This is a genomic window from Aquibium sp. A9E412 (assembly GCF_030398335.1).
Lineage (GTDB): Bacteria > Pseudomonadota > Alphaproteobacteria > Rhizobiales > Rhizobiaceae > A9E412.
Genome location: NZ_JAOAOP010000008.1, coordinates 90,383 through 102,631 on the forward strand (window position 1 = coordinate 90,383; position 12,249 = coordinate 102,631).

At 72.8% G+C, this 12,249-nt stretch carries 6 protein-coding genes; 2 read left to right on the forward strand and 4 right to left on the reverse strand.

The window, feature by feature from the left end; all coding sequences use genetic code 11:
* Position 1: 1 nt before the first annotated feature.
* Entirely contained in the window at positions 2-568 is a 567-nt protein-coding gene (locus N1F89_RS05815) for a peroxidase-related enzyme (RefSeq protein WP_290082475.1), read from the reverse strand.
* 120 nt (positions 569-688) lie between these two features.
* On the opposite strand from N1F89_RS05815, the gene N1F89_RS05820 reads away from it, so the two are divergent.
* Both N1F89_RS05820 and N1F89_RS05825 read left to right on the forward strand, forming a co-directional pair.
* Entirely contained in the window at positions 689-5,506 is a 4,818-nt protein-coding gene (locus N1F89_RS05820; RefSeq protein ID WP_290082476.1) for an NAD-glutamate dehydrogenase, read from the forward strand.
* Positions 5,507-5,550: 44 nt separating this feature from the next.
* The gene (locus N1F89_RS05825; RefSeq protein ID WP_290082481.1) at positions 5,551-6,939 is read left to right on the forward strand and encodes an MFS transporter; all 1,389 of its coding nucleotides are present in this window, start codon (positions 5,551-5,553) and stop codon (positions 6,937-6,939) included.
* Positions 6,940-7,104: 165 nt separating this feature from the next.
* Here N1F89_RS05825 and purH read toward each other — a convergent pair whose 3' ends face one another.
* From purH to N1F89_RS05840, 3 genes are all read right to left on the reverse strand, one after another.
* On the reverse strand, positions 7,105-8,721 hold the full coding sequence (purH, locus tag N1F89_RS05830; protein WP_290082477.1) for a bifunctional phosphoribosylaminoimidazolecarboxamide formyltransferase/IMP cyclohydrolase: 1,617 nt from the start codon (positions 8,719-8,721) through the stop codon (positions 7,105-7,107).
* 252 nt (positions 8,722-8,973) lie between these two features.
* A complete protein-coding gene (locus N1F89_RS05835) occupies positions 8,974-10,647 on the reverse strand; it encodes a heparinase II/III family protein (RefSeq protein WP_290082482.1) in 1,674 nt (557 codons plus the stop codon).
* Positions 10,648-10,778: 131 nt separating this feature from the next.
* Entirely contained in the window at positions 10,779-12,170 is a 1,392-nt protein-coding gene (locus N1F89_RS05840) for an RsmB/NOP family class I SAM-dependent RNA methyltransferase (protein WP_290082478.1), read from the reverse strand.
* Between the last annotated feature and the right edge of the window lie 79 nt (positions 12,171-12,249).

The window sequence follows — 12,249 nt, forward strand, 5'->3', positions numbered from 1 at the left end:
CTCAGCGCGCCATGGCGTGGTATTCGGGGTTCGGCCGCATGTCGACGGCGACGGCCATGCGGTTCGACATGTTGAAGAAGGCGGCGGTCGCGGCGATGTCCCAGATGTCGCGGTCGGAGAAGCCATGGTCGCGCAGCGCGGCGCGGTCGGCCTCCTCGATGCGGTCGGGCGTCTCGGTCAGCTTGGCGGCGAAGTCGAGCATCGCCTTCTGCCGGGCGTCGAGCGGGGCGGCGCGGTAGTTCATCACCATCATCTCGCCGAGCGCCGGGTCGCCGGAGAGCTGGCGCACGGCGGCGCCGTGCGCGGCCAGGCAGTAGAAGCAGTGGTTGGCGCTCGACACGGCGACCGCGATCATCTCGCGCTCGAGCTTGCTGAGGCCCGAATCGCCGAGCATCAGGTCGTTGTACATGGCGGTGAAGGCGCGCAGCTTCGCCTCGTCGAAGGCGTAGGCGAGAAGCACGTTGGGCACGAGGCCGAGCTTCTCGTCGCACTTGGCGAAATAGGCGCGGGTCTCCTCGCTGAGGTCGTCGGCTGGCGGCAGGTCGAGGGCTGTCACGGCGTTCGTCATCGCTGTCATCTCTTTTTAATCGGGCGTGTCGACTGTATGAGGGCAGGCGGTTGCGGCGGCTGGCCAATTGTGCCCGTGTGTACGATACAGGCGAAACGCCGCTCAGGGGAGACGAACGTCATGGCAGAACGGGCGCGATCGGGCTCCGCCGCGTCGGCGCGCAAGAAACCGGCGGCGCGCGGCAAGCCCGCGCGCGACGACGGGGGCGCGATCAAGCGGCTGCGCGACATCCTGGTGGCGCGCGCGCCAGCCGAGGACCTGAAGCCCTACGAGCCCGACGCGCTGACCGCCAGCGCGGCGCGCGTGATGGCGGCGCTGGAGAAGCACAAGCCTGGCGAGAGCATCGTCACCGTCGAGACGGAAGACGACATCCGCCATCTCGGCCGCGCCGTCACCACCGTGACGGTGGTCAAGGACAACATGCCGTTCATCTTCGATTCGGTGCTCGGCGAGCTCACCGAATCGGCCGGCGAACCGCTCCTGGTGCTGCACCCGGTGCTTCTGGTGCGGCACGGCAAGGCGGGAATCGACGAGGTGATCGGCGACGCGGCGAGCGCGCGCGGCGAGCGCGGGGCCGACAAGGTGAGCGTGGTGCACGTGCATGTGCCGCGGCTTGCGCCCGAGCAGTGCGCGGCGCTGCGCGACCGGCTGATCGCCATCCTGACGCAGGTGCGCGCGGCGGTCAGCGACTGGCGGCCGATGCTCGCCCGGCTCGACCGGCAGATCACGCAGCTGCGCTACGCGCCGATCCCGCTCGACAAGGAGGCGGTCGACGAGGCGATCGCCTTCCTGGAGTGGCTGCGCGACGACAACTTCACCTTCCTCGGCATGCGCGAGTTCGTCTACAGCGGCGGCGAGGACAGCGGCACGCTGTCGCGCTCCGACCAGCGCGGCCTCGGCATCCTGGCCGATCCCGACGTGCTGGTGCTGCGGCGCGGCCGCGGCCAGCTCGCCACCACGCCGGAGATCCGCGCCTTCCTGCACGGCCCCGATCCGCTGATCGTCACCAAGGCGAACGGCAAGTCGGTCGTCCACCGGCGCATCTATCTCGACTACATCGGCGTCAAGACCTTCGACGACGACGGCAACCTGACCGGCGAGCTGCGCATCGTCGGCCTGTTCACCTCGACCGCCTACACGCGCTCGGTGACGCGCATCCCCTATCTGCGCTCCAAGGCGCAGGCGGTGATCGAGCGCATGGGCTTCGCGCCGACCGACCATTCCGGCAAGGCGCTGCTCAACGTGCTGGAATCCTACCCGCGCGACGAGCTGTTCCAGGTCAGCGTGCCGACGCTGCGCAAGCACGCCGAGGCGATCCTGACGCTCGGCGAGCGGCCGCGGGTGCGGGTGCTGCACCGGGTCGACCAGTTCGACCGGTTCGTCTCGGTGCTCGTCTTCGTGCCGCGCGACCGCTACGATTCGCGCGTGCGCGAGCGCATCGGCGACCACCTGAAGACCGCCTTCGAGGGCCGGCTTTCGGCCTACTATCCGGCCTTTCCCGAAGGCCGGCTGGCGCGCGTCCACTTCATCATCGGCCGTTCCGGCGGCAAGACGCCGAAGATCGACAGCGAGACGCTCGAGGCGGCGGTGCGCAACATCGTGCGCACCTGGGACGACGCGCTGCGCGAGGCGGCCGAGGACGGCGACGCCGACGCGACCTATGCCGCGCTCGCCCAGCGCTTCCCCATGCGCTACCGCAACAGCTTCGGCCCGGAGACCGCGCTCGCCGACGCGCGGCGCATCGCCGAGCTTGCCGGCGACAATCCGATCGGCATCGACTTCCACCGCCACGGCGACCAGGACGAGCGCGGCGCGGCCTTGAAGATCTATCATCACGGCGAGCCGGTGGCGCTGTCGGAGCGCGTGCCGCTGCTCGAGAACATGGGCTTCCGCGTCATCAGCGAGCACACCTTCGAGGTCGAGAACGCCGACGGCGAGGCGGTCTTCATCCACGACATGGAGATGGAGAGCGCCTTCGACCGGCCGATCGACCTCAGCGACGGCGGGGCGCTGTTCGAGGAGCTGTTCCTCGCCGTGTGGCGGCGCGAGCACGACAACGACCGGCTCAACGCGCTCGCCCACACCGGCGGGCTGAGGGCACGCGACATCTCGGTGCTGCGCGCCTACAGCCGCTTCCTGCAGCAGGCCGGCATCCCGCAGAGCCAGGGCTACATCGCCGCCGTGCTCAACCGGCATCCGAAGATCGCCGGCATGCTGTTCGCGCTGTTCGTCAGCCGCTTCGAGCCGGAGCGCGCCGCCGAGGACGAGGCCGGCGAGGCGGCGCGCGGCATCGAGGAGGCGATCGAGGCGGCGCTGCAGGACGTGCCGAACCTCGACGAGGACACGATCCTGCGCCGCTTCCTCAACCTGGTCGCGGCGACGCTGCGCACCAACCACTTCGCGCCGGCCGCGCATGCGCTCGACCGGTCGCTCGCCTTCAAGCTCGATTCGCGCGCCATCACCGGCCTGCCGCAGCCCCGGCCGTGGCGCGAGATCTTCGTCTACGGGCCGCAGGTCGAGGGCGTGCACCTGCGCTTCGGCCCGGTGGCGCGCGGCGGCCTGCGCTGGTCCGACCGGCCGCAGGACTACCGCACCGAGGTGCTCGGCCTGGTCAAGGCGCAGCAGGTCAAGAACGCCGTCATCGTGCCGGTCGGCGCCAAGGGCGGCTTCTTCCCGCGCCGGCTGCCCGACGGCGGCACGCGCGAGGCCGTCTTCGAGGCCGGCCGCGAGGCCTATGTCAACTTCATCACCAGCCTCCTGTCGGTGACCGACAACCTGGACGGCGACGCGGTGCTGCCGCCGCCTGGCGTGGTGCGGCACGACGTCGACGACCCCTATTTCGTGGTCGCCGCCGACAAGGGCACGGCAACCTTCTCCGACACCGCGAACGGCATCAGCCAGGCGCACGGCTTCTGGCTCGACGACGCCTTCGCCTCGGGCGGCTCGGCCGGCTACGACCACAAGAAGATGGGCATCACCGCGCGCGGCGGCTGGGAGGCGGTCAAGCGGCATTTCCGCGAGATGAACCGCGACATCCAGAGCGAGCCGTTCACCGCCGTCGGCGTCGGCGACATGTCGGGCGACGTGTTCGGCAACGGCATGCTGCTGTCGCGCTGCACGCGGCTGGTCGCCGCCTTCGACCACCGCGACATCTTCATCGACCCCGATCCCGACCCCGCCGTCAGCTTCGCCGAGCGCGAGCGGCTGTTCGCGATGGGCCGGTCGAGCTGGCAGGACTACGACACGGCCAAGCTGTCGAAGGGCGGCATGATCGTCTCGCGCAGCCAGAAGTCGGTGTCGCTCAGCCGCGAGGCGGCCGCCGCGATCGGCTTTGCGCGCAAGAGCGGCTCGCCGGCCGAGATCATCGCCGCGATCCTGAAGGCGCCGGTCGACCTCCTGTGGTTCGGCGGCATCGGCACCTATGTGCGCGCCTCGGGCGAATCCAACGCCGATGTCGGCGACCGGGCCAACGACGCGATCCGCGTCACCGCGCCGGAGCTGCGCGTCAAGGTGATCGGCGAGGGCGCCAATCTCGGCGTCACCCAGCGCGCGCGCATCGAGTTCGGCCTGGCCGGCGGACGCTGCAACTCCGACGCCATCGACAATTCGGCCGGCGTCAACTCCTCCGACGTCGAGGTCAACATCAAGATCGCGCTCGCCGCGGCGATGCGCAACGGCTCGCTGACCCGGCCGGCGCGCGACACGCTGCTGGCCGAGATGACCGAGGAGGTGGCCGACCTGGTGCTCGCCAACAACTACCAGCAGACGCTGGCGCTCTCCATGGTCGAGCGGCGCGGCATCGGCGAGCTCGGCCATCAGGCGCGCATGATGAGCGCGCTGGAATCGCGCGGCCTGCTCGACCGCGCGGTCGAGACGCTGCCCTCGCCGCAGGCGCTGGAGGAGCGCGAGAGCCGCCGCGAGCCGCTGACACGGCCGGAGATCGGCGTGCTGCTCGCCTATGCCAAGATCGTGCTGCTCGACGAGCTGGTGGCCGGCCCGGTGCCCGACGAGGCGCATTTCGAGACCGACCTGCTGGCCTACTTCCCGCGCCAGATGCGCGAGCGCTACGTCGAGGAGATCTGCGGCCACCGGCTGCGCCGCGAGATCATCGCCACCGAGCTCGCCAACGATGTCATCAACCGCGGCGGGCCGACCTTCATCACCCGGCTGCAGGACCTGACCGGCCGGCCGGTGCACGACATCGTCGCCGCCTTCGCGGTGGTGCGCGACGGCTACGGGCTGCCGGCGCTCTACCGCGAGATCGACGCGCTCGACACGCGGATCGACGGCGAGCTGCAGCTCGATCTCTACCAGCGCGTGTGGCGGCTGATCCACACGACGACCGCCTGGTTCCTCAAGTACGACGCCGCCGGCGGCGCGGTCGGCGCGCGCATCGAGCGGCTGGCCGAGGCGCGCGGCACGCTGGAGCCGACGCTCGGCGCCATGCTGCCGGCCTTCCTCAAGGAGCGGGTCGCGGCCGAGGAGGAGCGGCTTGCGGCCGGCGGCGTGCCGGAGGCGCTCGCCGCGCGGCTCGCCTTCCTGCCGATCTCGGCCATGGTGCCCGACATCGCGCTGGTCGCCGACGCGGCCAAGGCCGAGCCTGTCGAGGCGGCGAAGGTGTTCTTCGCCATCAGCGAGGCCTTCCGGGTCGGCCGCATCGAGGAGGCGGCGCGCGCCATCTCGCCGGCCGACTACTATGACGGGCTTGCGCTGGCGCGCGCGACGGACATGATCAGCGCGGCCAGGCGCGGCATCGCCAGCTCGGCGCTGTGCGGCCACGGCGAGGCGGCCGATCCGGCGGCCGCCTGGTTCGAGGCCGGCGGCGAGCGCGTGGCGCGCGTGCGCGAGCGGCTGCAGGCGCTGACGGAGGGCGGCGAGATCACCGTGTCGCGGCTTACCGTGGCATCGGGGCTGATCGCCGATCTGACAGGGATCTAGCCGGCTTCAGATCGGCGGGACGGCGGGGAGGGGGCGTGAGCGAGATGACGGACGAGAGGGCCCCGCGCCGCGGCATCTGGGGCTGGATGCTGTTCGACTGGGCGCAGCAGCCCTTCCACACGCTGATCATCACCTTCGTCTTCGCGCCCTATTTCGCCGCCGCGGTGGCGCCGACGGCGGCGCGCGGACAGGAGCTGTGGGGGCTGGCGACCGGCCTCGGCGGGCTGATGATCGCGCTGTCCTCGCCGGTGCTGGGCGCCATCGCCGACGCGTCGGGCCCGCGCAAGCCCTGGGTGCTCGGCTTCTCGGTGATCGGCGTCATCGCCTGCTTCTCGCTGTGGTTTGCCGCGCCCGGCCTCGACGACCTGACCTTCGTGCTCGTCGCCATCGCGCTCGCCGTCTTCGGCATGGAGTTCGCCGCCGTCTTCACCAATGCGATGATGCCGGGCCTGGTGCCGCGCGCCGAGCTCGGCCGGCTGTCCGGCTCGGCCTGGGGTCTCGGCTATCTCGGCGGGCTGGTGTCGCTGATCCTGGTGCTCGGCTTCATGGCGGCGACGCCCGAAAGCGGCCGCACGCTGCTCGGGCTCGAGCCGATCCTCGGCCTCGACGCGGCCGCGCGCGAGGGCGACCGCGCGGCCGGGCCGCTGACGGCCATCTGGTACGTCGTCTTCGTGCTGCCGATGTTCCTGTTCACGCCCGACGCGCCGCGCCGGCCCTCGGCGCAGGGCGCGGTGTCGCGCGGTCTCGCCCAGCTCGGCCGCACGCTGCGCGGGCTGCCCGGGCAGCGCAGCTATTTCGGCTTCCTTATGTCGAGCATGTTCTATCGCGACGCGCTCAACGCGCTCTATGCCTTCGGCGGCATCTACGCGGCCGGCGTGCTCGGCTGGTCGATCATCCAGATCGGCATCTTCGGCATCCTGGCCAACATCACCGGCGCGCTCGGCGCCTGGCTCGGCGGCCGCATCGACCAGGCGCTGGGGCCGAAGACGGTGGTGACCGGCGCCATCCTCATCCTCACCTTCTGCTGCCTGCTGGTGATCTCGACGACGCGCAGCGAGGTGCTGTTCGTCAGCGTCGCCGGCGGCGACGGCTCCAGCCTGCCCGACATCGTGTTCTACGTCGCCGGAGCGCTGATCGGCGCGGCGGGCGGCGCGATCCAGGCGGCCTCGCGCACCCTGCTCGTCGACCAGGTGGCGCGCGAGAGGGTGACGGAGGCCTTCGGCCTCTACGCCCTGTCGGGCAAGGCGACGACCTTCATCGGGCCGCTGTCGATCGCCTTCGCCACCGCCTATTTCTCGCGCGAGGCCTTCGGCCTGGCGCCGGAGGACGCGCAGCGGCTCGGCGTGACGCCGATCATCGTGCTGTTCGCCATCGGCCTGGCGCTGCTGCCGCTGGTGCGCAGCCGCCACCAGGAGACGCTGGCGCAGGCCTGAGACCGCCCGGCGCGCGGCGCGGCGAACCGGTCTCTCCGCTTCGCCTGGAAACGCTTTGTCGTGCCGCGTTTCCGGACGGCGAACCGGTTTCCACTTCGCCTGGAAACGCTTTGTCGTGCCGCGTTTCCGGACGGCGAACCGGTGCCCACTTCGCCTGGAAACGCTTCAGTGGCGGAAGTGGCGCATGCCGGTGAAGACCATGGCGATGCCGTGGGCGTCGGCCGCCGCGATCACCTCGTCGTCGCGCATCGAGCCGCCCGGCTGGATAACCGCCGTGGCGCCCGCCTCGACCGCCGACATCAGGCCGTCGGCGAACGGGAAGAAGGCGTCGGAGGCGACGACGCTGCCGCGCGTCGGCGGCTCGGAAAGGCCGCCCGCGGCGGCCATGTCCTCGGCCTTGCGCGCGGCGATGCGGGCGGAATCGACGCGGCTCATCTGGCCGGCGCCGATGCCCACCGTGGCGCCGCCGCGGGCATAGACGATGGCGTTCGACTTGACGTGCTTGGCGACCCGGAAGGCGAAGCGCAGATCGGCCAGCTCGGCCGCGCTCGGCGCGCGCTTGCTGACCACCCGAAGCTCGACCGCATCGACGGTGCCGGCATCGCGCGACTGCACCAGCAGGCCGCCGGCGACCGAGCGCACGGCCAGCCCCGGCTGGCGCGGATCGGCCGTGCCGCCGGTCAGGAGCAGGCGCAGGTTGCGCTTCTCGGCGACGATGGCGCGGGCCGCCTCGTCGGCGTCGGGCGCGATGATGACCTCGGTGAAGATTTCGACGATGGCGCGCGCGGCATCCGCGTCGAGCGGCCGGTTGAGCGCGACGATGCCGCCGAAGGCCGACACCGGATCGCAGGCGAGCGCGCGGCCGTAGGCCTCGGCGAGCGTGGCGCCCTCGGCGACGCCGCACGGATTGGCGTGCTTGATGATGGCGACGGCGGCGCTGCGCGCGGGGTCGAACTCGGAGACCAGCTCGAAGGCGGCGTCGGTGTCGTTGATGTTGTTGAAGGAAAGCTGCTTGCCCTGCACCTGGTGCGCCGTGGCGACGCCGGGGCGCGCCTCGCCGGTGGTGTAGAAGCCGGCCGTCTGGTGCGGGTTCTCGCCGTAGCGCATCACCTGGGCGAGATGGCCGCCGAACGCGCGCCAGGCCGGCATGGCGCTGCCGGTCTCGGCCGCCAGCCAGCCGGAGATCGCCGCGTCGTAGGCGGCGGTGCGGGCATAGGCGGTGGCGGCCAGGCGCTGGCGCAGCGCATAGGGCAGCGCGCCGTCGTTCTCGCCGAGCGCGGCGAGCACGGCCGCATAGTCCTGCGGGTCGGTGACGACGGCGACATGGGCGTGATTCTTGGCCGCCGCGCGCAGCATCGCCGGGCCGCCGATGTCGACGTTCTCCACCGTGGTGGCGTAGTCGCCGCCGGCCGCGCGCACCGCCTCGAAGGGGTAGAGATTGATGACCGCAAGGTCGATCGGCGCGATGCCGTGCGCCTGCATGGCCGCCTCGTGCTCGGCGTTGCCGCGCACCGCCAGCAGGCCGCCGTGCACGGCCGGATGCAGCGTCTTGACGCGGCCGTCCATGATCTCGGGAAAGCCGGTCAGCTCGGCGACGTCGCGCACGGCGAGCCCGGCCGCCGACAGCGCCGCCGCGGTGCCGCCGGTCGACACCAGCTCGACGCCGCGCTCGGCGAGCGCGGCCGCGAACGCGACGATGCCCGTCTTGTCGGACACCGACAGCAGCGCCCGGCGCACCGGCACGAGATCGGGAATGGCGGTGGCGGCGGGCTTGGCGGGCATCGGCGGCGGGTCTCCGTTCTTGCGCGGCCCGGAGGTAGCACAGCGCCGCGCCTTTGCAAGCGCGCGCGGCGTCGCGGCGCCGCCACCGCGGCCTCTCGAACGGTCTTGCCGGCTGCGCGGCCGGGCGCGCCGGCCCGGCCGCACCGCGCGCCGGAGCCGCTCTGCTCTTCACAAAATCGCAGATCGGCTCCAACCGGTTGTCTTGACGCGTTTGTGGACGGCGAACCGGTTTCCACTTCGCCTGGCAACGCGCTATGCCTCGCTGGCGCCCATCCGCGACAGCCGCCAGTGCAGCTCGGGGCGCTCGTCCGGCGCCAGATAGACGACGATCTGGCGGCTGCGCACCGGCCCGGCGATGCCGGCCAGGAAGATCGATTCCTCGATCTCGGGGCGCGCGTGGGCGCAGGCGAAGGTCCAGGTCTCGCCGTTGCTGGCGGCCAGCACGAGGCGGCCCTTGTCGCCTTCCGCGAGCGCGATGTCGGGATGCAGGTGGAAACGCAGCGCGACGCGGTCGGCGCCGCCGCCCGACGGGATGCCGCCCGGCCGCAGGAAGCGGTCGACGCCGTCCAGCACGCCGCCATCCGCCGACAGCGCCAGCGCGCGCTCGTGCACCAGGCCGAAGCGGGACAGGTAGCCGTCGTGGCTGGCGCGGAAGCCGTGCCGGCCGTCGCCGTCGTGGCGCCGGCAGTCGACCGTGCGCGGCCCGGCGACCAGCGGCGTGCCGAGCAGGCCGCAGAGGCGGCCCGACAGGTTGAAGCGCGCCTGCGAGGTGTCGTTGACCGTGGCGGTGGAATGCGCCGCGGTGGCGCGGCCGAGCGGCCGGAAGTCGTCGGCGCCGAAGCGGTCGATGCCGCAGTTGACGATCACCTGCGTGCGCCCCGACGACAGCTCGAAGGACAGGCAGCCGGCATGCGCCTCGTGCGACAGCTCCGGCGGCGGCGGCGCGCCGGTGTCGGCGATCACCGTCGTGGTGCCGAGCGCCAGCCGCTCGTAGCCGGAATAGGGCGCGTGCAGCAGCGGCGCGCCGGCGGTGTCGTCGTGGCGCAGGATCGCCGCCACCCGGTCGTGCACGGTGACGCCCATGCCGTTGAAGCGGGCCAGGCTGCCCTCGCGGTGGCGGAAGAAGCGCAGCATCGGCAGCATGCGCTCGACCGCGCCGACCAGCGCGCCGGGCGGCGCCTCGGCCTGGTTGGCGTAGGTCTGGCGCAGCGGCAGCAGGTCGGCGAGCAGCTCCAGCACCGCGTGCGGGCTGCGCGAGACATGGCCGCCATCGGGCAGCACCTGGCGGTCGAGCTCGCGGCAGAGCTGGCGCGTGGCATGGCGCAGCACCGGCGTCGGCACCGGCAGCGACAGCGCGGCGAAGGCGAGCGCGATGCGCGCGCGCAGCCGCTCCTCGCCGTCGGCCATCTCCGGCGCCATCGAGCGCAGATAGCGGATCTGCAGCGACAGCGAGCGCAGGAACTGGCGGTAGAAGGCGAAGTCGGCGCCCTTGAGCACCACCGCCGAATGCTGCAGCCAGGCGATGACGCGGCGCGCGGTGACGGCCGGGTCCCACGCCACGCCGGCGATGCGCCGGCCGTGGCTCGCCATCCAGTCGGCCATCAGCGCGCGCGCGTTGGCCGTGGCGAGCTCGCTGTCGGCGGCGTGCATGTGGCGCAGCCAGCGGAAGCCGTGCAGCGCCTCGAGCCAGCCGCGATGGGCGACGTCGAGCTGGAAGGGCGACTGGCCGCCGGCCTCGACCATGCGGCCGGCGAAGGGAAAGCGGCCGTGGTAGATCTCGCTGGCGATCTGCGGGTCGGCCAGCCGCAGGTCGGGCGGCGCGATCAGCACCCGCTCGGGCGTGCGGCCGGTGTAGCGCCAGCGGTAGACCGGGCCGGTGCGCAGCCGCCGGCGCAGCCGGCGCCAAGCCTGCTGGACGACAAGCATCGCCAGTTGGCCGGCATCGCCCTTCGCCTTCGCCAAGCCCCGCACCCTCTCCGTGAACGCCCCCGCTTTCACAAGAGTCTAAATGATTCAACGATTTGTGCGAAGGCGAAAATACGGTGCGGCGGAAGACCTCAGGCCATGCGGCGCAGGCGGGCGGCGAAGAAGCCGTCGAGGCCGGACAGCCGGGCCGTCGTGCCGGGCATGCCGGCGGGGGTCGTGCGCAGCGTCCCCTGCGCCGTGACGAAGGGCGCGATGCCGGGAACCTCATCGGCCGCGACGGGCTCGAGCGCGACCGTGGCACCGGCCGGCGAGGCGAGGAACGCCTCCAGCAGGTCTTCGCCCTCGGCCGGGTCGAGCGAGCAGTTGGCGAAGACGACGGCGCCGCCCGGCCGCACCAGCGTGACCGCATGCGCGAGCAGCCGGCCCTGCAGCTCGGCGAGGGTGGCGATGTCGGCCGGCGTCTTGGTCCAGGCGACGTCGGGGTGGCGGCGGATCGTGCCGGTCGACGAGCAGGGCGCATCGAGCAGCACGGCGTCGAACGGCGCATCGGGCCGGTAGACGAGCGCGTCGGCCGCCACCGTCTCGGCGGCGAGGTCGAGCCGCGCGAGATTGGCCTCGAGCCGGGCGAGCCGGTTCGTCGAGCGGTCGACGGCGGTGACGCGCGCGCCGGCGGCGGCGAGCTGCGCCGTCTTGCCGCCGGGCGCCGCGCACAGGTCGAGCACGGCGAGGCCGTCGACGGGGCCGAGCAGCCGCGCCGGCAGCGCGGCGGCGGCGTCCTGCACCCACCAGGCGCCCTCGGCATAGCCGGGCAGTCCGGCGACCGGACCGGGCAGCTCGGCGAGGCGCACGCTGCCGGTCGGCAGCACGATGCCGCCGAGCCGCGCGGCCCAGGCCGCGGCATCCGCGCGCACGGTGAAGTCGGTCGGCGGCGGCTCGCGGTGGGCGGCCAGCACGGCGTCGGCCGTCGCCGCGCCGTAGGCCGCCGTCAGCCGCTCGATCAGCCAGTCCGGCGCGTCGCGCGTCTCGGCCAGCATGCGCGGCAGCGCCTCGTCGCGGCCACGCTGCAGGCCGCGCAGCACGGCATTGACGAGCGCGGCGAAGCGCGCGGTGCGCGGATCGGCCTTGGCATGGGCGACGGCGAGGTCGACCGCGGCGCGGTCGGGCACGTCGAGGAAGAAGAGCTGCGCGGCGCCGACATGCAGCACGTGCATGAGCGTGCGCGCCTTGGCCGGCAGCGGCCGCTCCAGCCGGCCCTCGATCATCCGCGTGATGGTCACGCGATGGCGCAGCGCGCTGACCACGATGGCGCGCACCAGAAGCCGGTCGCGCGGCGAGAGCGCGCGGTATTGCGGGTGGCCGTTCTCGGCGTCGGTCAGCGCGTCGAGCGGCGTGCGCGCGTCGACCACGGCGGCCAGCAGCCGGGCTGCCGCCTGGCGCGCTGCAAGCCCGGGCGCGCCGTCGGCGCTCGGCGCGGCGGGGTGGCGTGCGGCTCTGTCGGTGCGGCGCGGGCGCGCGCGGCTCACGACCACGGGCCCTGCGGCCCGTTCCCGCCGCCGCGGCCCCACGGCATCGGCGGCGCCCGGTCGTCGCCGGCGCCGGCCG